The organism is Nonomuraea sp. NPDC049269, assembly GCF_043197155.1.
Taxonomy (GTDB): domain Bacteria; phylum Actinomycetota; class Actinomycetes; order Streptosporangiales; family Streptosporangiaceae; genus Nonomuraea.
Genome location: NZ_JBICSO010000001.1, coordinates 211,187 through 231,453 on the forward strand (window position 1 = coordinate 211,187; position 20,267 = coordinate 231,453).

Consider the following 20,267-nt stretch of genomic DNA (forward strand, 5'->3'; position numbering starts at 1 on the left):
GCGAAGATTATTGCCGAACGTCCCCAGCCACGGCTCGCCGGCCCTGCCGCTCCCCACGTCGGCTCGCCATCCCCGCCGCCCCGCCCGCTCGTCAGCCCGGCCGCCCCGCACGTCGGCTCGTCAGCCCGGCCGCCCCGCACGTCGGCTCGTCAGCCCGGCCGCTCCGCGCGGACTGTCTCGGCCCGCAGGAGCGCGGCACGCTATCTCGGCCCGCGGGAGCGCGGCACGACCAGTCCGGTCTCGTACGCGGTGACGACCGCCTGCGTTCTGTCGCGTAGCCCGAGCTTGCTCAGCACCCGGCTCACATGCGTCTTGACGGTCTCCTCCGTGACCGTCAACCGCCCGGCTATCTCCGGGTTGGACAGCCCTTCGGCGATGAGCCGCAGGACCTGCGTTTCGCGGGGGGTGAGCGCGGCGGTGGAGGCAGCGTCGGGTTTCGGCCGCAGTTGGGCGAACTCGCTGATGAGGCGGCGGGTGACCGCCGGGGCCAGCAGCGCTTCGCCGGCGGCGATGACCCGTACCGCGTCGAAGAGCCGTTCAGCGGTGACGTCCTTGAGCAGGAACCCGCTGGCTCCGGCGCGCAGCGCGTCATAGACGTACTCGTCCAGGTCGAAGGTCGTCAGGATGAGGACGCGCGGCCCGGCGGTGCTGGAGCCGGCCAGTCGCCTGGTCGCTTCGATGCCGTCCATGCCCGGCATGCGGACGTCCATGAGGACGACGTCGGGGGACAGCTCGCGGCAGATCCGTACGGCCTCGGCGCCGTCGGCGGCCGTACCGACGACCTCGAAGTCCGGTTGGGTGTCGAGCAGTTCGGCGAAGCCGGTGCGGACCACCGGGTGATCGTCGGCGACGACGATCCTGACCGCTGAGGCCCGGGCGCTCATCGGGCCACCCCCCAGGGGCTGGGCACTCGTCCGGCCATCCGCCGGGGGCTGGGCGCTCACTGGGCCATCTCCTCCTTTCCCGGCAGGCGGGCCTCGACGAGGAAGCCGCCGCCTTCGGCGGGGCCGGCGCGCAACGTGCCGCCGACGGCCGCGGCGCGTTCGCGCATGCCGGACAGCCCGTGGCCGCCGCCGGGTATGGCGGTGGACAGCCCGTGACCGCCGCCGGGCGTCACGGTCGACAGCCCGGGTCCGTTGTCGCGGATGAGCAGCCGCAGGTCGTCGTCGGTGTAGTGCAGTTCCACGTCGACGGCTGCGCCGGGCGCGTGCCGCCGGGCGTTGGTGAGGGCCTCCTGGACGATGCGGTAGGCCGCGAGTTCGACACCGGGGTCGAGCGTGACCGGCGGGCCGCGGAGGATGAGGCGCGTCCCCGTCCCCGACGCGTCCCGTGACTCGTCGAGCAGCTCGTTGAGCTCCCGCAGGCGCAGGCCCGGCTGGGGCCGCCGGACCGCCGGGTCCGCCTCCGCGTCCTCGCGCAGCACGCCGAGCAGCCGCCGCATCTCGGTCAGCGCCGCCCGCGCGGTGTCGCCGATGGCGGACAGCCGCTCGGCGCCGGCGGACGGCATTCCGGGCGTGGTCAGCCGGGCGGTCTCCGCCTGTACGGCGACCATGGAGATGTGGTGGGCGACGACATCATGGAGCTCGCGGGCGATGCGGGCGCGTTCGCCGCGTGCCGTGTGCTCGATCAGGGTGTCGGCGATGGCCTGCCGCGCGGTGGTGTTGGCCAGAGCCTCGCTGCGCGCCCGCCGGGCCGTTCCGGCCAGGGCCGCCGCCGGGGTCAGGCAGGCCAGCAGCAGGATGAGAATCCGCACCTCGTTGCCTGCCGTGGAGAGGATCGACGAGCCCGCGACGACACCGGCCAGGGCTAACACCAGGTACGGCGCGGCGAGAACCAGCGCCAGCCGCTGCGAACCCGCGCGGCCGAGCCGGTATCCGGCGACCAACTGCGCGCCCGCGCCCGCCACGGTCAGCGTCTGGAAGGCCACGAGTGACAGCCCCATCATCGCGAACACGGCCACCCCGCCCCCGGTCTGGTGCCCCCGCAAGAACGCGATCGGCAGCGTGGTGGCCAGGCCGACCAGGGGGAGTATCACCAGGTACAGCGGGGCGGCGGCGTACTCGGGCGGCGGCGTACTCGCGGCGTGCCGGATCGTCGCGCCCACCGGCTCGGTGTCGACGAGCCCGATCACCTGGGCCAGTCGCGGGTTTCGGGCCTGCGCGATCGACTCGGCCACCGCGAGCAGCGCCAGCAGCACGCCCACCACGACGGGCGCGTACGGGGCCGCGGCGATCCGCCGTCCCCTGTCCGCCCATCCGCCCGCTCGCTCCACGCAGGTCATTGTTCCGGTTTGTGTGGTGCGCTGGCATCCCTCACATGGGGGACGGGAGGTCCCTCGAGTCAGTGACGGTGAAGATGGCTCGGCGGCGTGACGACCGGTGGCGGGCCGCTGCCTAGTGTGCCTTGGCATGCAAGCAACCCTGTTCCGCGGTTATGCGGCGCTCGCCCTCGGCGCGGCCATGGTCCGGTTGCGCGGGAGGGACGCATGAGACAGGAGCTCCACGCGGAGTGGACGAAGCTGCGTACCGTCGCGGGTCCCGCCTGGTTGCTGCTCGCCGTCATCGCACTGACCGCGACGATGAGCGCCGCGGCGGCCGCGGCCGTGTCCTGCCCGTCGGCGGGATGCGATCAGGACATCACCAAGCTCAGCCTCATGGGGGTCCAGGCGGGCCAGGCGGTCGTCGCCATCCTGGCCGTACTGGCGATCAGCGGCGAATACAGCACTGGCATGATCCGCACCACCCTCACCGCGATGCCGCGCCGGGTCACCCTCCTGGCCGCCAAGGCGACCATCGTCACCGGGCTGACGCTGGCCGCGGCGACCATCGCGGTGCTCGCGTCCGTACTGGCCGGACGGCTCATCCTGCCCGGCAACGGCTTCACCGCCGCACACGGCTACGCGCCGCTGTCGCCGGCCGACGGACCCACCTTGCGCGCGGCCTTCGGCTCGGTCCTCTATCTCGGGCTGATCGCCCTGCTCAGCCTCGGCGTGGCGGCCATCGTACGGGACTCGGCGGCGGCCATCGGCGTCGTGTTCGGGCTGCTCTACGTCCTGTCGATCCTGCCGTTCATGATCTACGACCCGGACTGGCAGAGGCTGCTCTGGCGGATCGCGCCGATGAGCGCCGGGCTCGCCATCCAGGCCACCACCCACCTGTCGAGCCTGCCCCTGAGCCCGTGGGCGGGGCTCGGCGTACTCGCCGCATGGGCCGCCGCCGCGCTCCTGGGCGGTGGGCTGGCGCTGCGGCTCCGCGATTCCTGAGGCCCTCTTCCGACCATTGCGGAAGTCTTGACAACTATATTTTTCGGTGGGAGGCTGAAGGCACCTCAAACAAGGAGCACAGCGATGAGAAAGATCGTGGCGGGCCTGTTCATCTCCCTGGACGGCGTCGTGGAGTCCCCCGAGAAGTGGCACTTCCCCTACTTCAACGATGAGATGGGGCAGATCGTCGGCTCGCAGATGGAGCAGGCCGACGTGATGCTGCTCGGCCGGCGGACCTACGAGGAGTTCGCCGCCCACTGGCCGCACGAGGACCCGGCGGCCAACCCGTTCGCCGACCGCATGAACAACACGCCCAAGTACGTCGTCACCACCACCCTCGACACCGCCGAGTGGCAGAACACCACGATCATCAAGGGCGACGTCGCCGCCCAGCTGACCGAGCTCAAGCAGCAGCCGGGCAAGGACATCGGCATGACCGGCAGCGCCACCCTGGTCAGGTCGCTGCTGGCCGACGGCCTGCTCGACGAGCTGCGCCTGCTGGTCCACCCGATCGTGATCGGCACCGGCAAGCGCCTGTTCGAGGAGGGCACCGGGCAGATCCCGCTCCAGCTGCTCGACTCCCAGACTCTCAGCACCGGTGTCCTGTCCCTGATCTACGGGAAGGCGTGACGTGGCCACCAAGACCGTCGCCGACAAGCTGCTGGTCAAGCCGCAGGCCACCGTCTGGATCTCCGACGACGAGCACCGCCCACTCGTCGAGCCGCTGCCCGAGGGCGCGCGGCACATCGACGACCTGGGCGAGGCGGGAGTGGCGGTGCTGTTCGCCGCCGACGCCGCCGCGGCCCGGCAGCTCCTCGACCAGCACCGCGACCAACTGGCCCAGCCCGCGACCCTGTGGGTGGCCTACCCGAAGGGCAACAAGGCCGACATCAACCGCGACACGCTCTGGCCCATCGTCGCCGAGTACGGCCTGCGGCCGAACGGGCAGGTCGCGGTGGACGAGGTCTGGTCGGCGCTACGCTTCCGCCCGCTCAAGGAAGGCGAGCCACCCTTCACCGGCGGACGCTAGCCCGCCACGCGGCCGGCCGCTGCGGCAGGCGCGTCAAAGAAGCGTCAGCGCCTTGGCCACGCCCGGGTCGCGCCCGGTGGCCAGGTCGAGGGCGGTCATGGGGGCGTAGTGGTCGACCGGCACGCCGATCGTGTCGATGATTTCGCGGGCGGGCCCGAGGTGCCGGACCCTGGGCAAGAGCAGGACGCTGCCGTCGTCGAGGAGATATCCCTCGCCGGGGCCGGAGACGGCCCCAGCGGTGCGGGTCCCGATGAGGGTGCCCAGGCCGTTGTCCTTGACCGCCGCGCTGAAGTCCTCACAGGCCGAGGCGCATCCGCGGTCGGTGAGGACGACCAGGCGCGAGCCGAGCAGCGGGACGCTGTCGTCGGTCCTGTTGGGCACGCAGTCACCCTTGAGCGGGCAGAAGTAGCTGGTGATCTTGCCGTGCGCGAACGCGCCGAGCAGCCGCGTCACCTCGCGAGGCGACCCGCCGCCGTTGCCGCGCAGATCGAGGACCACCGCCTTCGGCTTACCCTGCAGCTTGGCGATGACCTGGTCGGCGGCGCCTTCGTAGAATCCAGGCAGTTGGACGTAGGTGACGCCACCGGCGAGCTTCTTTGACGTCACCGCCGGAGTCTGCCGCGTGACAGGGCCCTCTCTGAGCTCGACGATGCGGGTCCGTCCCGTCGTTGGACGCTTGAGTGTGAGCCGTACCGTGCCGGAGGCGAAGGCGTCGAGGATGCTCTGATTCACGGTGTCCCCGATGAACGCCGGCACGCCGTTGACCTTGACGATGATGTCACCGGCTCTGATGTCGGCCTTGGCGGCGGGGCTGCCGGGCAGGACGCGGGTGATGAACATCGGCGGCCGGGCCGCGGGGTCGAGCTGCGATCCTCCCTGATCAGCCGACGCGCCCACGATGCCCGTTCCGGTTGGCCCGCCCTCTTGCGACGGGGTCGGCCTGACCCAGCGGGCGTGGTTGTCGTGCAGTCCGGCGACCATGCCGGTGATCGCGGCGCGCAGGGCGGTGGGGTCGCCGGCGCCGAGGACTTTCGCGAAGGCGGCCCAGTCGGTGTCGCGGTTCCCGGTCAGGGCCGGCAGCCCAAGGTTGGCCCGGTCGGCGCCGCGCCGCATCAGGTTCTGGGTGTAGGCGGCGAAGGCGCTCTTCAGCAGCGCCTTCGAATCCATGACCGGGCCGCTGTAATAGTTGTCCAGCACACAGAAGTACGCCTGCCGGAGCGTGTTCACCGAGGTCGGCGGTGCCGATTCCGGCGGTGCCGATTCCGGCGGTGCCGATTCCGGCGGTGGCGCCGTGCTGGTGGTGCAGCTCCCGCCTGGGGCGGCCGATGGGGACGTGGCGGCCGATGCTGACGCGAGTGCGGACATGGAGCAGGCCGCCACCAGGACGGCCGCGCAGAGGGCTTTGATCATGGCCGCCAGCGTGGCCTGAAGCGGGTTGCACGGTCGTGAACGGATCCGTTAACGCCGTTGTTACCCCGGTTCGGGTACGAACGTCGGCATGCGGATTCTGGTGGCCGAAGACGAACGCGACCTGGCCGATCTCGTGGCGGTGGGGTTGCGCCGCCATGCCATGGCCGTCGACGTGGTGTACGACGGGGCCGCCGCGGTGGAGCGATTGGCGGTGCACGACTACGACGTTCTCGTGCTGGATCGGGACCTGCCCGAGATGCACGGCGACCTCGTGTGCAGTGAGCTGGTGGCGCGCGGGAGCCGTACGCGGATCCTGATGATGACGGCGGCGGCGTCGGTGCCGGAGCGAGTCGCGGGTCTCGGGATGGGAGCCGACGACTACCTGCCCAAACCGTTCGACTACGCCGAGCTGGTCGCACGGGTGCGAGCGCTGGGGCGGCGCAGCCGGTCGCAGGTACCGCCGGTGCTGATGCGGCACGGGATCGTGCTCGACACTCACCGGCTGCAAGCCTCGCGGGACGGGCGGCACCTGCACCTTTCGCTCAAGGAGTTCGCCGTCCTTGAGGTGCTGATGAGGGCGGACGGCGCGGTCGTGAGCTCCGAACGGCTGCTCGAAGAGGCATGGGACGAGAACGCCGATCCGTTCACCACGGTGGTGCGAGTCCTGGTCAGCCGCCTACGGGCCAAGCTGGGCGACCCGCCGTGCATTCAGACGCTTCCCGGTGCGGGATACCTGCTGTGACGACGATCCGGGTACGGCTCACGCTGATCTACTCCGGACTGTTCCTGCTGACCTCGGTCGTGTTGCTGGTCACGGTCAACCTCCTGCTGCGCCAGGCGCTGGACACGCGGATCGCCCGGCTGCCCGGGGGAGCGATGGCACCGGCCGCGCCGACGGCGCCGACGCTGGGGGTGCGGGTCGATCGGCTTCCGCCGCTGCCGCAGCTGGTGAACGACGTGATCGGCTACCAGTGGAAGGTGACCGCGTTGACGGTCGGGATCCTGGCGCTGGTCTCGTTGGTCGTCGGATGGCTGGTCGCCGGGCGGATCCTGCGGCCCATCCACCGGATCACCGCCACCGCGCAGCGGCTGTCCCTGTCGACCCTGCACGAACGGATCGCGCTCGGCGGCCCGAAGGACGAGCTGAAGGAACTGGCCGACACCTTCGACGCGATGCTCGACCGGCTCGAACTCTCCGTCGCGGGACAGCGGCGGTTCATCGCGAACGCCTCCCACGAGTTGCGGACCCCACTGGCCGTCCAGCGGGCGGCGATCGAGATCGGGCTCCCCGAGGACGTCGGCGCGATCCGCGGCACGCTCCTGCTCCACAACCACCGCGCGGAGAACCTCATCGACGCCTTGCTGGTCCTGGCCCAGGCGGAACACGGCCTGGACGACAGGAGTCCCGTGGCCCTGGACCAGGTGGTACGGCTCGTCCTGGCGGAAGGAGGTTCGGACGGCGTCACCGTGACGGAGCGAACCGAGCCGTTCATCGTCGATGGAGACCCTGTCCTGCTGAACCGGCTCGTCACCAACCTCCTCGACAACGCGGTCCGCTACAACCATCCCGGCGGAACCGTTGAGGTAACGCTCTCCCGTGGAGTTCTGACGGTCCGTAACACCGGTCCGCACGTGCCCCAGGAACGTTTCGGCGATCTCTTCGAGCCCTTCCGGCGGCTGCAGACGACCCGTGGACAGGGCGCCGGGCTCGGGTTGTCGATCGTCGCGTCGATCGCGAAGGCTCACGGGGCCGACGTGCGAGCGAGCCCCAACCCGGGGGGCGGGTTGGAGCTCGTCGTGGTTTTCGCGGGATCTGCGGATGCGGTGCCTGCCACGGACGACAGTGGCCAGGGCTGACCCCCTTAAATGTCGGCCCGGTGGTTTTCCGGCTGTTCGGCTCTTTCCTTGACGAACATCAGCGTCTGCTGGCCTGTCGCGACGAGCGACCGGTGCCCGTCCTGGACGCCGAACACTTGCAGTTGGCACACGGCCAGCGTTCGGCCGGATCTCAGGACCGTCCCCACGGCCTCGATGTGATCGCCTACGGCGGGCGCCAGGAGGTTGATCTTGTACTCGACCGTGAGCACCGAAGTGTTCTCAGGGGCCAGCGTGAACGCCGCATAGCCGCCCGCGCTGTCCGCGATGGCGCTGCTGGCTCCCGCGTGGACGTAGCCGTGCTGCTGAGTGACTTCAGGCCGGCTGGGGAGCACGATGCGCACGCATCCTGATGCGATGTGAGCTATGCGCGCACCGAGGTGGCGCATCAGTCCCTGCCGATCGAAGCTGGCCTGGATGCGCGCCCGCACCTCGGGGCTTGCCTGCGGCTGTTGCGTCTGGTCTTCCATGGCCTCTCTCAATCCCGCGCGGCCCCCGCCCCTCGGCGTCATAGGTGCTTCCTGAGGTCGGCCACATCCAGCAGGGGCAGGCCCCAGCGCAGGGCGGCGATCTCCAGGTCGGCGGCCTGCGCCATGGTCCCATCGGGGTTCATGACCTCGCAACACACCCCGACGGGAGGCAGCCCGGCCGCCACGCACATGGCGACGGTGGCCTCGGTGTGACCGGCGCGTTCGAAGAGCCCGCCAGGGCGCGCGGCGAGCGGGAAGACGTGTCCCGGCCGCAGGAAGTCGTCCGGCCGGGCGTCCGGGTGAGCCAGGCGGCGCACGGTCGCGGCGCGCTCGGCCGCCGACACCCCGGTGCCGGTCCCGGTGACCAGATCCACCGGAATGTGCGGGCGGGTGCCGTGCCGGTCGCCGGGGCCGGGGACAGGCCCGATGTCCAGACGGTCCAGGACCTCGGGAGCGCACGGCACGGTCGTGTGGCCGCAGACCTGGGTGAGCAGGAAGGTGAACGCCTCCGGGCGCAGACGCGCCCCGGCGAACACCACGTCACCTTCCCCCTCCCGATCCGGATCCCAGATGACCACGGCTCCTCCGGCGGCCAGTTGCGTGAGCGCCTGCTGTACGCCGCGCCCGCCGGAGAGCCGGCCGGCCCACGGAAGCGCCGCGACCACCTCGGTCACCGCCCGCGCCAGGTCGGGCAACCGGCGTCGCACCAGGCGGATGACCAGGTCGGGTTCCAGGTTCACCCGATCGCCGACAGACAGCTCCGACAGCGTGCTGGCCTGCAGAGTCAGCGGGATCAGCGTCACCGAGAACCGGTCGCGGGACACCTCGGCGACGGTCAGGCTCACGCCGTCGACCGCGATCTGACCCTTCGCGACGATCAGCGGGAGGAAGCGCTCAGGCGGTTTGATCCACAAGCGACGTGCGGCTCCCTCGTCATCGATCCGCACGATCTTGCCCACGGCGTCCACGTTGCCCTGGACCAGGTGGCCGGCGAGCGGGTCACCCAGCGCCAGAGGAGTCTCCACGTTGACCCGGGTGCCCGGCCGGATCTGGTCGAAGGTCGATCTGCGCCGGGTGTCGGCCGACAGTCCGGCTTCCAGTACGTGCGTCTCGTGAGCGGCCTGGAGGACGGTCAGGCCTACGCCGTTCAGGCAGATCGACCCCGGCGCGCCCGCGGCGGCCTTGGGAGCGCCGACCGCGATGCGCGCCTCATCGACGGCCACCACCGTGCCGATTTCCTGGATGTTGCCGGTGAACATGCGACCCACCTCTCGACAGCGGGAGGACGAGCCTCACCGCACGAAGAACCAGGGGCCGGAACAGGCCCGAGAGGTGGCGGGGTGTCACCGCGTGGCCCGGATTCGCACCGAGTCGTCCCGCCGAAGTCAGCGGAACCGGCGGGCTGTCACCGCCGCACCTTGGAATCGCACCGATCAACGTCTATCACTCAACAGCCTGACGGGTCAAAGGGTGCCAGGCTCTGCTTTTGGGGAGTGCTTCGCCGCGGATCCACTGGAGCAAGCTGGGGTTGTCGACGGTGGTGATGACGCTGATGGTGGCGCGGAGGTAGCGGTCGTCGTCCAGCAGGGCCAGCATGCTCGCGGCCAGGTCGGCACGGGCGGTGAACCTGCCGTCGGCATGGCCCTCGACGAAGGTGTAGTCGGTGACCGCCGGCAGGTGGTAGAGCCCGCTGGGGCGCACGATCGTCCAGTCCAGATCGCTGGCGCGGACCAGCTCTTCCATCCGCCGCATGTCGTCGTACAGCGTCTTGCCCAGCACCCGCGTCACGTACGGCAGCAAGACCCGGTTGAACAGGAACCCGCCTTCGGAGTACGCGTGCGGGTCGACCCCGCTTGAGCTCACCACGGCGAGCCGACGCACCCGATGCCGTCGCATCGCGGTGACGATATTGGCCACGCCCCGCGAATAGGTGCTGATCGGTTCCTTGCCGGCGGGTACTCCGAGCGTCGACAGCACCGCATCCCGCTCCGCCACGGCGGCGTCGACGGCTGCCGGATCGAGCACGTCGGCACCGACCACTTCGAGCCGATCATGGCGCAGTGGAAAGGAGTCCGGCTGCCGGGTCACCGCGGCGACCTGATGTCCGGCGGCGAGTGCCTGGCCGGCGAGCAGGCGGCCGGTGGGACCGTTGGCCCCGAAGACTGCGATACGCATGACGACTGTCCTTCCTAGAAGCTGGCCCGTCTGCCCCGAGACGAGACAGCCCGGTCGTTCTGTGACACGCGAGGAAGGACAGACAGCGCCGCGAACGAGTGTCTTACCTGCGATGTCACAGAACAGCAGCGCTGTCTCGTCTCGGGTATGGAAGACAGGTCGTGGGATCGGGAAGGCGATGATCATGCGGGTGTTCGTGGCCGGCGGGGCCGGGGTGTTGGGGCGGCGGTTGGTGCCGCAGCTTGTGGCGCGTGGTCACCAGGTGACGGCGACGACGACGAGCGCGGCGAAGTCAGGCTTCGTGGAGCGGTTGGGCGCCAAGGCGGTCGTGATGGACGGGCTGGATGCGGGGTCGGTCGGGGAGGCGGTGGCCAAGGCCCGGCCGGACGTGATCGTGCACCAGATGACCGCCATCTCCGGCAAGCCAGATATCAAGCACTTCGACCGCTGGTTCGCCGTCACCAACCGGCTGCGTACCGAGGGGACGGACCACCTGCTGGCCGCCGCGGAAGCGACCGGCGTATCCCACTTCATCGCACAGGGCTACGCGTCTTGGAACGGCATCCGCACGGGCGGATGGGTGAAGACCGAGGAGGACCCGCTGGACCCGACGAGCACCGGCAAGGGGGCGGAAGCGCTCCGCCACCTTGAGGACGCAGTCGTCAGAGCCGGTGGCGCGGTCTTGCGGTACGGCGCGTTCTACGGCCCGGGCGCCACCGACGATCAGGTCGAACTCGTACGCAAACGGCAGTACCCGGTCGTCGGCAACGGCGGCGGCTACAGCTCCTGGGTACATCTCGACGACGCGGCCAGCGCCACCGTCCTGGCCGTGGAGCACCAGGCGAAAGGCGTGTACAACATCGTCGACGACGAGCCGGCCCCGGCTCGTGAGTGGCTGCCCTACCTGGCCGAGTGCGCGGGGGCGAAGCCGCCGATGCGGGTGCCCGTCTGGCTGGCCCGGCCGCTGGCCGGGCGGACCGCGGTGATCATGATGACCGAGGGGCGCGGCTTCTCCAACGCCAAGGCCAAGCGGGAGCTCGGTTGGCAGCTGCGCTACCCCACCTGGCGGCAGGGCTTCAAGGAGGAGCTGGCGTGAGCCGGGCCGAGGAGTTCGAGGAACTGCGGCCCCTGCTGTTCTCGATCGCCTACCGGATTCTCGGCAGTGTGAGCGAGGCCGAGGACGCGGTCCAGGAGACCTGGCTGCGGTACGAGGCCTCCCCGACGCAGCCCGTGTCGGCCAAGGCGTTCCTGTCGGCCGTGGTCACCCGGATCGCGATCGACGTGCTGCGCTCGGCGCGCGTCCGGCGGGAGGAGTACGCCGGGCTGTGGTTCCCCGAGCCGCTGCTGACCGACCCGTATGCGGACCCGGAGCGGTCGGCGGAGCTGGCCGACTCGGTGTCGATGGCGGCCCTGCTGCTGCTGGAGCGGCTCAGCCCGCTCGAGCGGGCGGTCTTCGTGCTGCGGGAGGTGTTCGGGTTCGGCTTCGGTGAGGTCGCATCGGCGGTGGGACGCTCGGAGGCGGCCTGCCGCCAGCTCGCCGTACGTGCGCGCCGCCACATGGACGGCGGCCGCGCCCGGTTCGAGGCCGACCGCCGGGAGCGAGAAGAACTCGCCGGGCGATTCTTCGACGCCTTCCGGGAAGGCGACGTGGACGGGCTGCGGGAGCTGCTGGCCGCCGACGCGCAGCTGGTCGGCGACAGCGGGGGCAAGGCCCCGCTGTGGGGCAAGGGCGTCTTCGGCGCCGAGAACGTGGCCCGGATGCTGGCCGCGATGGTCACGCCGTTCGTCGCGATCGGCGGGGTCGTGGAGTCGCACGAGGTGAACGGCCAGCCGGGCGCGATCTTCCGCGACCAGGACGGCAAGGTGGTCAACACCTGGACGCTCGACATCCTCGATGGGCAGATCCAGATGATCCGCGCGGTGATCAATCCCGACAAACTCGGACACCTGGGTCCGGTGGCGGACGCCTGGACGGTCGTTCGCGAGACGAACCAGGCTCGCCGGCTCGCGGATTGACCGCAACACATAAAGAACGGAATGACATCATGAGCAAAGTCTGGTTCGTCACCGGTTCGTCCCGCGGCCTGGGCCGCAGCTTCGTCGAGGCCGCCCTGGCTCGCGGTGACAAGGTGGCCGCGACGGCGCGGAACACCGCAAGCCTTGACGATCTCGTCACCACCTACGGCGACGCGGTGCTTCCGCTGGAGCTGGACGTGACCGACAAAGCCGCCGTCTTCGGCAGCGTGAAGCGGGCCAAGGAGCACTTCGGCCGCCTGGACGTCATCGTGAACAACGCCGGCTACGGCCTGTCCGGCGCGGTGGAGGAGCTGACTGAGCGGCAACTACGCGATCAGTTGGAGACCAACCTGTTCGGCGCGGTGTGGGTCGTCCAGGCCACGCTGCCCCACCTGCGCGAACAGGGCGCAGGGCACATCATCCAGATCTCCTCGGTCGCCGGCGTATCCGCGTTTCCGCTCGGCGGCGCATGCTGCGCCTCCAAGTGGGCCCTTGAAGGTCTGAGCGAATCTCTCGCCCAAGAGGTCGCCGGTTTCGGCGTCAAGGTGACCGTGGTCGAGCCCGGTTCGTACGCCACCGGCGCGAGCGCCGGCGCCGTCCGGGCCGAGCCCGATCCGCTGTACGAAGGTCTGCGCGAGAGCTTCGCCGCCTACGCCGAGACGCTGGACGTCGGTGACCCGGCCGCCGCGGGCCGGGCACTGCTCAAGCTCGCCGACACCGACGACCCGCCGCTGAGGGTGTTCTTCGGCGCCCAGGGCAACCCGATCCTCCAGCAGGTCTACGCCGACCGGCTCAAGACTTGGGCCGACTGGCAGGACCTCTCGGTGGAAGCACACGGACACACGCCTGCGGCTCCGGCTGCCTGACCCGGCGGCAGGCCTTCGGACTTCAGCTGAGGGCGAGCTCGTACTCAACCTGTTGGATCGGGTTGCCGTCACCGAAATCGTGCCCGCGGACCGCACCCGACTCGGTGAAGCCGTTCTTGGCGTAGAAGCGGCGTGACTGGGGGGTGTCGCGCAGCGTCCACAGATGCACCCCGTCGAAGCCGTCCTCGCGCAGCCTGTGCAAAGAAGCGACCATCAGGGCGCCCGCGCTGCCGGTGCCCCAGGCGTCCGGGTGGTTGTAGAAACCGAAGAGTTCAGCCCATCCCGGCCGCGTCGGCGAGGAACCGAAGTAGGAGAAGGTCAGCGGTCGGCCGGCTCTCGCGGCGAGCAGGAGGGTGTCCTGCGTGTTGGCGAGCACGTCGTGCCACTTCCCGCGCCGGTTTCGTACCGCTTCGGCGAAGAACGCCGGGTCGAAGAAGCCGACGTAGGCCGCCTTCCAGGACTCCGCGTGGATTTCGCCCACCGCATCCCCGTCACCCACGGAGGCTTGAAATATCGCAAAGTCAGCTGCCACAAGATCAGTCTTTCTCTTTGAGATGCTCCAGCGCCGCGTAATCGTAGGGCATGTCCAGACGGGGGTAGTCACCGACTATGAGGAACGCTTCCGCTCGGTCGCGGCGCGGGCGAGGCCGGTCAGCCAGTCCTGGTGGCCGTTGAGCATGGGGTTGGGCCGCTGCTCGGCCAGCTCTGCCGCTGGTCGGCCGAGCTGGGACTCCTGGGTGAGGATCCGTACCCGGCCGCCGGACAGGTCCTCCACGCCGCCCGCTCCTGGTAGGCGCTGCCGTCCCTGCATCGTGTTGACCCTCTGACTACAGAGTCCATGCCCGGCGAGTACCCGTGCCCTCGTCGACGGCCGGCAGGTGGGGCAGGCGCATCAGCAGGCCGTCGCAGTGGCAGGGCGAGCCGCACCGATGGCAGTGGCAGTCGCCCGCCACCGAGGCCTGTTCCCAGTACCGGCGGACGGTGGTCACCGGCTCCCACCCGGCGGCCTTCAGCACGCCGTCGCCGCACCCCGGGCGGTCGCGCAGCCACACCATGGCGTACGCCTCGGTGCACCGCTCCCTCAGCCAGGCCGTGCGCTGGATGGCAAGGGCGGTGCCGAGGCCGCGACGGCGCATCGACGGCACCACGGCCATGGCGCTCAGGATGCCGACCCGGCGTCCGCCGGCGGACGGCGGCGCGGGGGAGAGGGTCCCGTCCGGCATCGGGGCGATGAACCCGCGATATCCCTCGTCGTCGACCACCTGGGCCAGCGCCGCCCCCACCGGCGTCATCGACCCCTGGGGGAAAGCCGCCAGGAACTGCACCGTCTCGTCATCGCGCATGTGCCGCAGGAGCCGGCCGACGGTGAGCACGCCATGGCCGAGCGCGGCGTTGACGACGGCGGCGGACGCCGCCACCCCCCGCTCGTCGCCGGGATGAAGCCGGGCGACGAACCACGCGGGATCCGCCATCGGCGAAGGAATGCGAGTCACGTTCCTCGTTATATCCGGCCGCCGTTCTCGAATTCAGGTGAACGGAATTCACGTATGCTCAACATAGTACTATGCTTAGAGTGGTTTGAATTCCGGATTCGGGAGAGATTCGATGCGGCAGAACCCGGCACGACGGGCGGCACTCCTCGACGCGGCCATCGAGGTGCTGGCCCGCGAGGGGGCGCGCGGGCTGACCTTCCGGGCCGTGGACGTCGAGGCGCAGGTGCCCAACGGCACGGCCTCCAACTACTTCAACAACCGCGACGACCTGCTCACTCAGGTCGGCCACCGCTTCTACGAACGACTGGAGCCCGAGGCGGGGAGGGTGGCCGCCGCGCTGGAGGGGCCGCGCGACCGCGACCGGGTCACCGAGCTCATGCATGACCTGGTGGAGCGCGTCAGCCACTTCCGCTCCGGCTACCTGGCCCTGCTGGAACTCCGGCTGGAGGCCACCCGCCGCCCGGAGCTGCGCCGGCTGCTCACCGAGCGTATCCGCGCCGACGTCGACGCCAACATCAGCTTCCACACGCAGTCCGGCCTGCCCGGTGACGCGACCACGGTGGTCCTGCTCTACCTGGCGCTCAACTGGCTGATCCTGGAACGGCTCACGCTGCCCGACGTCTTTCCCGAGAGCCAGATCCACGACCTGGTCACCGACGTGGTCGAACGCGTCCTGCCAGGCCCCGGGCGTTAGCCGACCACCGCCATGTGCGGGCCGCTGGCAGACTGAGACCGGCGAGCCCGATGACGAGGAGGACCGGTGCGCTACGTGCTGATGCTGTGCAGCGACGTGTCCGACGAGACGGTCGCCGGCCAGGATCCGGACATGGTCGGCTGCGGCGGCTGGACCGAGGACATGGAGTCCCGCGGGGCGCGACGGGGCTGCGGCCCAGCAGCGATGCGACCACGTTGCGCGTACGGCGTGACGAGGTGCTGCTGACCGACGGGCCGTTCGCCGAAACCAAGGATCAGATCGGCGGGTTCAGCGTGATCGACTGCGTCGACCTCGACGAGGCCATCGAGCTGGCCGCCGCCCATCCGTGGGCGCGCGTGGAACAGATCGAGATCAGGCCGGTCTGGCAACCGTGACGGACCAGGTCGCCGCGGCGGTCGCGACCGCGTTCCGGGAGGAGTGGGGGCAGGTCGTCGCCACGCTCATCCGGATGACCGGCGACTGGGACCTGGCCGAGGGGTGCGCGCAGGACGCGTTCGCCGCCGCGCTGGAACGCTGGCCGCGCGATGGGGTGCCACGGCGGCCGGGCGCGTGGCGGTTGGCATCGCACACTGGAGGGCCAGACGCACGACGTGGACCCGCAGGCGCTGGCCCCGGCCCTGCGGGAGTTCCTCACCGATCCCACACCGGCTCGGCCGCCTCGCGGACCCGGCCGTCGGCTGTGAAGATCAGGTAGCGGTCGAAGTCGCCGGCGACAGCTCCGGTTTGAGCCCCAGCGATCTGATCAGGTCGAGCAGTTCGGCGTGGTAGAGCTTGGCGGGATCGCTGGTCTGCGGGTGGAGGTGGCCGTAGACCTCCAGGGAGATCAGGCCGTGCATGCGACCCCACATGCGCAGCGCGAGGGCGACGGCGGCCGGGGGCAGGTCGGAGAAATGCTCGCGGACGGTTTCGACCAGGCCGGGGGAGAAGTCCGACCACTGGTGGTCGGTGGATGCCTGGGTGGCTCTCGCGTGCGGCCAGGCGGCGACGGCGAGTTCGGTGAGTCCCAGGCAGGCGCGTTTGGCGGCCTCTGGGGCCGGCCCGCCGACCGGCGCGTGGTAGCCGGCGACCGGATCGCCGTAAATGAGGCGAAAGCCTTCGGGATTGGCCAGTGACCAGGCGCGCACGCTCTGCCCCCAGGCCAGGATCCGGCCGGCTATGTCGTCGGGGGAGACGATGTCGCGTGCCGTCTCCACCTGGTCCAGCAGCGAGGTGTAGATGTCGTTGATCAAGGTGGTGATCAACGCGTCCCGGGTGTCGAAGTAGCTGTAGATGGCGCTGCCGCTCATGCCCATCTCGCGGCCGATCGCGCGCAGCGAGACCGCGTCGGGGCCGCCCTCGGTCAGGTGCTTGAGCGCGATGGCTTTGATCTCCGCGGTGGTCTGCGCCCGCAACCGCGCCCGTCGGCCCAGTGTCTGCTCTTGCACGCTTGACAGCTTACAGCGCTACGTTAGAGTACGGCGCACAAAGTCTGAACGGCGTTCTCTCTTTGAACGCTGTTTAAGCGTAGCCGACCTGTCAGATCGAGGGGATTTGCGATGAAAGCCAGGGCAGTGCTGTTCGACGAGCTTGGCGGTCCCGAGGTGCTCCACCTCGCAGACGTGGAGGTCGGTGAGCCCGGTCCCGGCGAGGTGCGGGTGCGCATCGACGCGTTCGGCCTCAACCGGGGCGAGGTGTTCCTGCGTACGGGCCGGTACTACTACGACGCGGTGTTGCCCGCCTCGCGCCTGGGCACCGAGGCCGCCGGCGTCGTGGAGGCCGTCGGGCCGGACGTGGCGGACGTCGCCGTCGGAGACGCGGTCAGCATCGTGGCCAAGCCGAACGACGATGGGATGTCCATCCATGGCATCTACGCCGATCGGGCCATCGTGGCGGCGCGGCGGCTGATCCGCCGCCCGGACCACATGGACGCCGTGACCGGCGCGGCCATCTGGGTGCCCGCCTTCACCTCCTACGGCGCCCTGGTCGAAGTCGGGCGGCTGCGACCCGGCGATCCCGTGGTCATCACGGCCGCTTCCAGCAGCGTCGGCCTGGCGGCCATCCAGATCGCGGCCTACCTGGGCGCCACGCCCATCGCCGTGACCAGGACCGCCGCCAAGGCCGACCGGCTCCTACAGGCGGGCGCCGCACATGTGATCGCCTCCGACGACGGCGATGTGGTCAAGCAGGTGCGCGCGCTCACCGGCGACCGGGGCGCACGACTGGTCTTCGACGGCGTCGCCGGTCCCGGCCTGCCCGATCTCGCGCAGGCAGTGGCCCCGGACGGCATGCTGATCGTCTACGGCTCCCTGGACGGACGGCCCACCCCGCTGCCGATGTGGTGGCCGATCAACGTCTACGGCTACGCCATCTTCCACCTGTTCGCCGACGCCGAGCGCACCCGCCGAGCCGAGGCGTTCATCATCAACGGCCTGCTCGCCGGAGCACTCGCCCCGGTGATCGACCGCACCTTCGACCTGGCCGACATCGTCGAAGCCCACCACCACATGGAGTCCAACACCCAGGTCGGCAAGATCGTCGTCACCGTCCAGCACTGACCGCCAGGAAAGGAAGACACCTGATGAGCCCCACCTACGCCGACCTCATCGGCCACTTCATCGACGCCATCAACGACACCGACGCCGCCCGCCGTCGCGCCACCATCGAGAAGATCCTCACCCCCGACTGCACCTACACCGATCCGGAGATCGCCGTCGAAGGACACGACGCGCTGGATGCGGCGTTCGCCGACCTGCAGCGGCGGATCCCGCCCGGTTTCCGGTTCAGCCTGGCCGCCCCGGTCGACGCGCACCATCACCAGGCCCGCTTCTTCTGGCGGTTCGGCCCCGAAGCAGACGCCCCCGCCGCGACCGGCTCCGACGTCGCCGTCTTCGCCGACGGGCGCATCCGCCACCTCTACGCCTTCTTCGACGCCGCCAACGCCTGAGGACCATGTCATACGCGACACGACGGCTGCTGACCGTCACGGCCGTTGCCGTCGGAGAGGCCGAGGGTTGTGCGATGTACACCATGGTGGCGTTCAGGACGACCGTCAGCTGGGCAACGCCGATGATGCTTGGGCTGGAGAGGTGGCGCGGGCGGTGCTGCAGCGAGTGCGGGGGCTTGAGTTGGGCATGACAGGGCCGTTTCTGGACGCGATCGGGAAGGGCCGGGGGATTGTGCGGCCGCCCGGGGTCAGGGGCGACGGGCCACCCAGGTGGTACGGGTGGTGCGGACAGTGAGGTTGTCGCGCCGCAGCACGCTGTGGGGGCCGTCGCTGTCGAGGACGACGTCGAGTGCGGCCAGGTCGTCGGCGGGCAGTCGGCCGTCGAGGTGGGAGTGCAGATTCCGCAGGCACACCTGCGCGTAGCGGGCCGTGGCGGCCGGCAGCGGGGCGGGCAGATCGACGACGAACGGCCGCTTGGCTTCCAGCACGAATCCCGCGCGGACCAGGTGCTCGGTCCAGTCGACGGACGGGCCCGGGTTCAGCGTGGCATGGACGCGCGCTTCCAGACCGGGGCGTCCCACGCCGATGTCATCGGGCAGGAATCGGGGAAAGAAGTCCATCTCGGTGACAGCCAGCAGTCCGCCCGGCCGCAGGTTGTCGAACGCTCCGGCCAGTACGCGGTCGGGATCGGCCATGTGGTGCAGAGCGGCGGCCGCCCAGACCAGGTCGCTGGTCTCCAGGTGCGGCCAGCCCTCGTTCAGATCCGTCTGGACGCCCCGGATCCGGTCGGAGAGGCCGAGCGTGCATGCCTTCTTCGAGAGCCGGTGGAGCATCTGGGGGGAAAGATCCAAAGCCGTGATGTCGGCCTGCGTGAAACGCCGTGCGAGGGCGAGGGCGCCGGTCCCGGTCCCGCTGCCCAGGTCGACGATGCGACCGGGTTCCCGGTCGGACAGCTCGCCCAGCCAGTCGGTCAGCTCCGACAGGTAGGCCCGCAGGACCTCGGCATCCAGTTCCAGGAGCTCGGCCATCGCGACGGCGTCGGCGTCGGCTCCGGCGTGGTTCTGGTGCGGGTGAAACGGACTGGTTTCGGTGCTGTTCATACTTCGACCGTAATGCGGCCTTGCACGAATCACATAAGCTCTTGCATATGACGCAAGAAGGCGATCTGGACAGCACGGTCCGCATGCGCATTCGGAGTCTGCGGCAGGCACGCGGCTGGTCTCTGGACAACCTCGCCGAGCGCGCCCTCATGAGTCCCTCCAGCCTGAGCCGCATCGAGACCGGCCGCCAGCGCATCAGCCTCGACCAGCTGACCTCACTGGCACGCGCCCTGGGGACCTCGATCGACCAGTTGGTGGAAACCGTCAATGACGACGACGTCGTGATCAGGCCCGAGCGCGACGATCAGCGTGGACTGACCACCTGGCTGCTGAGCCGCGGCTCCGCGCCCGCCGGGGTCACCGTCGCCAAGATGCGCATCACCGACGAGGCGCACGGGCCGGGGGCCGATCAGCTCGGAGTGCACCCCGGCAAGGAATGGTTCACGGTCCTGTCGGGAACCGTCGCGCTGATCCTCGGCGAGCGCGCCATTCGAGTCGAGACCGGTCAGGCCGCCGAGTTCTCCACCATGATCCCCCACGCCATCAAGGCACACGGCGGTCCGGCAGAGATCCTCGTCATCCTCGATCACGACGGACAGCGCACCCATCTCCACCCCCCGGCGTGAACCCGTTAAGCCTGTAAGAACCGTGCAAGCGGCGGTGATCAGTCCTCTGGCCGGGAGGGTCGACTCAGCGAGCGCGAGACGGCCGCCCTTCAGCTCGGGCAGTTGTAGATGGTGTTGCGGGAGACGCCGAGGAGCTTCGCGTCCCGGCCAGCCTGTCCCCGGTAGCGGGCGAGGCGGCCCGGCGCTGGGCAATCACGTTCCTGGCGGCAGCGATGAGCGCGACGCCTGGATCCGCGCCTCCGGCCCGTACGACGCCGTCGTGGATCTCGACCGCATCACCTCGCTTAACCAGCCGTAATTGATCCA

The 20,267-nt window shown here is 70.0% G+C and carries 27 protein-coding genes; 16 read left to right on the plus strand and 11 right to left on the minus strand.

Features of this window, described 5'->3' with window-relative positions:
* Positions 1-200: 200 nt before the first annotated feature.
* Together ACGFNP_RS01020 and ACGFNP_RS01025 are read right to left on the minus strand one after the other, a co-directional pair.
* Entirely contained in the window at positions 201-884 is a 684-nt protein-coding gene (locus ACGFNP_RS01020) for a response regulator transcription factor (protein ID WP_358333022.1), read from the minus strand.
* Positions 885-940: 56 nt separating this feature from the next.
* Positions 941-2,272: a sensor histidine kinase gene (locus tag ACGFNP_RS01025; RefSeq protein WP_358333019.1), complete on the minus strand. Its 1,332-nt coding sequence runs from the start codon at positions 2,270-2,272 to the stop codon at positions 941-943.
* A 213-nt stretch (positions 2,273-2,485) separates the two neighbouring features.
* Here ACGFNP_RS01025 and ACGFNP_RS01030 point away from each other — a divergent pair, with 213 nt between their 5' ends.
* From ACGFNP_RS01030 to ACGFNP_RS01040, 3 genes are all read left to right on the plus strand, one after another.
* The gene (locus tag ACGFNP_RS01030; protein ID WP_358333016.1) at positions 2,486-3,262 is read left to right on the plus strand and encodes an ABC transporter permease; all 777 of its coding nucleotides are present in this window, start codon (positions 2,486-2,488) and stop codon (positions 3,260-3,262) included.
* An 84-nt stretch (positions 3,263-3,346) separates the two neighbouring features.
* Positions 3,347-3,892: a dihydrofolate reductase family protein gene (locus tag ACGFNP_RS01035; protein WP_358333013.1), complete on the plus strand. Its 546-nt coding sequence runs from the start codon at positions 3,347-3,349 to the stop codon at positions 3,890-3,892.
* A 1-nt stretch (position 3,893) separates the two neighbouring features.
* The gene (locus ACGFNP_RS01040; RefSeq protein ID WP_358333010.1) at positions 3,894-4,292 is read left to right on the plus strand and encodes a hypothetical protein; all 399 of its coding nucleotides are present in this window, start codon (positions 3,894-3,896) and stop codon (positions 4,290-4,292) included.
* 33 nt (positions 4,293-4,325) lie between these two features.
* Here ACGFNP_RS01040 and ACGFNP_RS01045 read toward each other — a convergent pair whose 3' ends face one another.
* Positions 4,326-5,489 (minus strand): S41 family peptidase, encoded by a 1,164-nt coding sequence (locus tag ACGFNP_RS01045; protein WP_358333007.1) that lies wholly within the window; start codon positions 5,487-5,489, stop codon positions 4,326-4,328.
* On the opposite strand from ACGFNP_RS01045, the gene ACGFNP_RS01050 reads away from it, so the two are divergent.
* The 3 genes from ACGFNP_RS01050 to ACGFNP_RS01060 all read left to right on the plus strand — a co-directional run bounded on the left by ACGFNP_RS01050 (position 5,479) and on the right by ACGFNP_RS01060 (position 7,559).
* Entirely contained in the window at positions 5,479-5,721 is a 243-nt protein-coding gene (locus tag ACGFNP_RS01050; protein ID WP_358333004.1) for a hypothetical protein, read from the plus strand. The two genes, ACGFNP_RS01045 and ACGFNP_RS01050, sit on opposite strands and share 11 nt — an antisense overlap.
* A gap of 69 nt (positions 5,722-5,790) precedes the next feature.
* Positions 5,791-6,444 carry a response regulator transcription factor gene (locus tag ACGFNP_RS01055; RefSeq protein WP_358333001.1) on the plus strand — a complete coding sequence of 218 codons (654 nt, stop codon included), beginning with the start codon at positions 5,791-5,793 and terminating at the stop codon, positions 6,442-6,444.
* Entirely contained in the window at positions 6,441-7,559 is a 1,119-nt protein-coding gene (locus tag ACGFNP_RS01060) for an ATP-binding protein (RefSeq protein WP_393313359.1), read from the plus strand. Before ACGFNP_RS01055 ends, ACGFNP_RS01060 begins: the two co-directional genes overlap by 4 nt.
* Positions 7,560-7,564: 5 nt before the next feature.
* Here ACGFNP_RS01060 and ACGFNP_RS01065 read toward each other — a convergent pair whose 3' ends face one another.
* The 3 genes from ACGFNP_RS01065 to ACGFNP_RS01075 all read right to left on the minus strand — a co-directional run bounded on the left by ACGFNP_RS01065 (position 7,565) and on the right by ACGFNP_RS01075 (position 10,222).
* Positions 7,565-8,047 (minus strand): PaaI family thioesterase, encoded by a 483-nt coding sequence (locus tag ACGFNP_RS01065; protein ID WP_358332995.1) that lies wholly within the window; start codon positions 8,045-8,047, stop codon positions 7,565-7,567.
* A 38-nt stretch (positions 8,048-8,085) separates the two neighbouring features.
* Positions 8,086-9,306: a riboflavin synthase gene (locus ACGFNP_RS01070; protein WP_358332992.1), complete on the minus strand. Its 1,221-nt coding sequence runs from the start codon at positions 9,304-9,306 to the stop codon at positions 8,086-8,088.
* 184 nt (positions 9,307-9,490) lie between these two features.
* Positions 9,491-10,222, minus strand: coding sequence for an NAD(P)-dependent oxidoreductase (locus ACGFNP_RS01075; RefSeq protein ID WP_393313363.1), 732 nt, complete (start codon positions 10,220-10,222; stop codon positions 9,491-9,493).
* A gap of 184 nt (positions 10,223-10,406) precedes the next feature.
* Here ACGFNP_RS01075 and ACGFNP_RS01080 point away from each other — a divergent pair, with 184 nt between their 5' ends.
* From ACGFNP_RS01080 to ACGFNP_RS01090, 3 genes are read left to right on the plus strand one after another with little or no spacing between them, the layout of a single operon-like run.
* Positions 10,407-11,318: an NAD-dependent epimerase/dehydratase family protein gene (locus ACGFNP_RS01080; RefSeq protein WP_393313366.1), complete on the plus strand. Its 912-nt coding sequence runs from the start codon at positions 10,407-10,409 to the stop codon at positions 11,316-11,318.
* Entirely contained in the window at positions 11,315-12,238 is a 924-nt protein-coding gene (locus ACGFNP_RS01085; protein WP_393313369.1) for an RNA polymerase sigma-70 factor, read from the plus strand. The genes ACGFNP_RS01080 and ACGFNP_RS01085 overlap by 4 nt, the downstream gene beginning before the upstream one ends.
* Positions 12,239-12,267: 29 nt before the next feature.
* Positions 12,268-13,104, plus strand: coding sequence for an SDR family NAD(P)-dependent oxidoreductase (locus tag ACGFNP_RS01090; protein WP_393313372.1), 837 nt, complete (start codon positions 12,268-12,270; stop codon positions 13,102-13,104).
* Between the two features lie 22 nt (positions 13,105-13,126).
* Here the strand turns inward: ACGFNP_RS01090 and ACGFNP_RS01095 are convergent, their stop codons facing one another.
* From ACGFNP_RS01095 to ACGFNP_RS01105, 3 genes are all read right to left on the minus strand, one after another.
* Positions 13,127-13,585 carry a GNAT family N-acetyltransferase gene (locus ACGFNP_RS01095; RefSeq protein ID WP_393313375.1) on the minus strand — a complete coding sequence of 153 codons (459 nt, stop codon included), beginning with the start codon at positions 13,583-13,585 and terminating at the stop codon, positions 13,127-13,129.
* A gap of 126 nt (positions 13,586-13,711) precedes the next feature.
* Positions 13,712-13,915: a hypothetical protein gene (locus ACGFNP_RS01100; protein ID WP_393313378.1), complete on the minus strand. Its 204-nt coding sequence runs from the start codon at positions 13,913-13,915 to the stop codon at positions 13,712-13,714.
* A 16-nt stretch (positions 13,916-13,931) separates the two neighbouring features.
* The gene (locus tag ACGFNP_RS01105) at positions 13,932-14,597 is read right to left on the minus strand and encodes a GNAT family N-acetyltransferase (RefSeq protein WP_393313381.1); all 666 of its coding nucleotides are present in this window, start codon (positions 14,595-14,597) and stop codon (positions 13,932-13,934) included.
* Between the two features lie 112 nt (positions 14,598-14,709).
* Here ACGFNP_RS01105 and ACGFNP_RS01110 point away from each other — a divergent pair, with 112 nt between their 5' ends.
* The 4 genes from ACGFNP_RS01110 (at position 14,710) to ACGFNP_RS01125 (ending at position 16,006) form a co-directional block, all read left to right on the plus strand.
* Complete coding sequence (locus tag ACGFNP_RS01110; RefSeq protein WP_393313384.1) at positions 14,710-15,291, plus strand: TetR/AcrR family transcriptional regulator; 582 nt, start codon at positions 14,710-14,712, stop codon at positions 15,289-15,291.
* Positions 15,292-15,357: 66 nt separating this feature from the next.
* Positions 15,358-15,537: a hypothetical protein gene (locus ACGFNP_RS01115; protein ID WP_393313387.1), complete on the plus strand. Its 180-nt coding sequence runs from the start codon at positions 15,358-15,360 to the stop codon at positions 15,535-15,537.
* Positions 15,528-15,686 (plus strand): YciI family protein, encoded by a 159-nt coding sequence (locus tag ACGFNP_RS01120; protein WP_393313390.1) that lies wholly within the window; start codon positions 15,528-15,530, stop codon positions 15,684-15,686. The genes ACGFNP_RS01115 and ACGFNP_RS01120 overlap by 10 nt, the downstream gene beginning before the upstream one ends.
* Complete coding sequence (locus ACGFNP_RS01125; RefSeq protein WP_393313393.1) at positions 15,683-16,006, plus strand: hypothetical protein; 324 nt, start codon at positions 15,683-15,685, stop codon at positions 16,004-16,006. The genes ACGFNP_RS01120 and ACGFNP_RS01125 overlap by 4 nt, the downstream gene beginning before the upstream one ends.
* Here ACGFNP_RS01125 and ACGFNP_RS01130 read toward each other — a convergent pair.
* Complete coding sequence (locus ACGFNP_RS01130) at positions 15,999-16,736, minus strand: TetR/AcrR family transcriptional regulator (RefSeq protein WP_358332962.1); 738 nt, start codon at positions 16,734-16,736, stop codon at positions 15,999-16,001. The two genes, ACGFNP_RS01125 and ACGFNP_RS01130, sit on opposite strands and share 8 nt — an antisense overlap.
* Positions 16,737-16,847: 111 nt before the next feature.
* Here ACGFNP_RS01130 and ACGFNP_RS01135 point away from each other — a divergent pair, with 111 nt between their 5' ends.
* Both ACGFNP_RS01135 and ACGFNP_RS01140 read left to right on the plus strand, forming a co-directional pair.
* A complete protein-coding gene (locus ACGFNP_RS01135) occupies positions 16,848-17,846 on the plus strand; it encodes a zinc-dependent alcohol dehydrogenase family protein (RefSeq protein WP_393313396.1) in 999 nt (332 codons plus the stop codon).
* 23 nt (positions 17,847-17,869) lie between these two features.
* Positions 17,870-18,235, plus strand: a complete 366-nt coding sequence (locus ACGFNP_RS01140; protein ID WP_393313399.1) for a nuclear transport factor 2 family protein — start codon at positions 17,870-17,872, stop codon at positions 18,233-18,235.
* A 248-nt stretch (positions 18,236-18,483) separates the two neighbouring features.
* Here the strand turns inward: ACGFNP_RS01140 and ACGFNP_RS01145 are convergent, their stop codons facing one another.
* Complete coding sequence (locus ACGFNP_RS01145) at positions 18,484-19,335, minus strand: class I SAM-dependent methyltransferase (RefSeq protein WP_393313402.1); 852 nt, start codon at positions 19,333-19,335, stop codon at positions 18,484-18,486.
* Positions 19,336-19,382: 47 nt separating this feature from the next.
* On the opposite strand from ACGFNP_RS01145, the gene ACGFNP_RS01150 reads away from it, so the two are divergent.
* The gene (locus ACGFNP_RS01150; protein ID WP_358332950.1) at positions 19,383-19,961 is read left to right on the plus strand and encodes an XRE family transcriptional regulator; all 579 of its coding nucleotides are present in this window, start codon (positions 19,383-19,385) and stop codon (positions 19,959-19,961) included.
* Positions 19,962-20,267 lie beyond the last annotated feature (306 nt).

Bases quoted from the DNA above. Each gene is read 5' to 3' on its own strand.
- ACGFNP_RS01150 (WP_358332950.1), top strand. From the start codon at position 19,383: ATGACGCAAGAAGGCGATCTGGACAGCACGGTCCGCATGCGCATTCGG.
- ACGFNP_RS01055 (WP_358333001.1), top strand. From the start codon at position 5,791: ATGCGGATTCTGGTGGCCGAAGACGAACGCGACCTGGCCGATCTCGTG.
- ACGFNP_RS01110 (WP_393313384.1), top strand. From the start codon at position 14,710: ATGCGGCAGAACCCGGCACGACGGGCGGCACTCCTCGACGCGGCCATC.
- ACGFNP_RS01135 (WP_393313396.1), top strand. From the start codon at position 16,848: ATGAAAGCCAGGGCAGTGCTGTTCGACGAGCTTGGCGGTCCCGAGGTG.
- ACGFNP_RS01030 (WP_358333016.1), top strand. From the start codon at position 2,486: ATGAGACAGGAGCTCCACGCGGAGTGGACGAAGCTGCGTACCGTCGCG.
- ACGFNP_RS01090 (WP_393313372.1), top strand. From the start codon at position 12,268: ATGAGCAAAGTCTGGTTCGTCACCGGTTCGTCCCGCGGCCTGGGCCGC.
- ACGFNP_RS01145 (WP_393313402.1), bottom strand. From the start codon at position 19,335: ATGAACAGCACCGAAACCAGTCCGTTTCACCCGCACCAGAACCACGCC.
- ACGFNP_RS01070 (WP_358332992.1), bottom strand. From the start codon at position 9,306: ATGTTCACCGGCAACATCCAGGAAATCGGCACGGTGGTGGCCGTCGAT.
- ACGFNP_RS01075 (WP_393313363.1), bottom strand. From the start codon at position 10,222: ATGCGTATCGCAGTCTTCGGGGCCAACGGTCCCACCGGCCGCCTGCTC.
- ACGFNP_RS01020 (WP_358333022.1), bottom strand. From the start codon at position 884: ATGAGCGCCCGGGCCTCAGCGGTCAGGATCGTCGTCGCCGACGATCAC.
- ACGFNP_RS01140 (WP_393313399.1), top strand. From the start codon at position 17,870: ATGAGCCCCACCTACGCCGACCTCATCGGCCACTTCATCGACGCCATC.
- ACGFNP_RS01065 (WP_358332995.1), bottom strand. From the start codon at position 8,047: ATGGAAGACCAGACGCAACAGCCGCAGGCAAGCCCCGAGGTGCGGGCG.
- ACGFNP_RS01100 (WP_393313378.1), bottom strand. From the start codon at position 13,915: ATGCAGGGACGGCAGCGCCTACCAGGAGCGGGCGGCGTGGAGGACCTG.
- ACGFNP_RS01080 (WP_393313366.1), top strand. From the start codon at position 10,407: ATGCGGGTGTTCGTGGCCGGCGGGGCCGGGGTGTTGGGGCGGCGGTTG.
- ACGFNP_RS01035 (WP_358333013.1), top strand. From the start codon at position 3,347: ATGAGAAAGATCGTGGCGGGCCTGTTCATCTCCCTGGACGGCGTCGTG.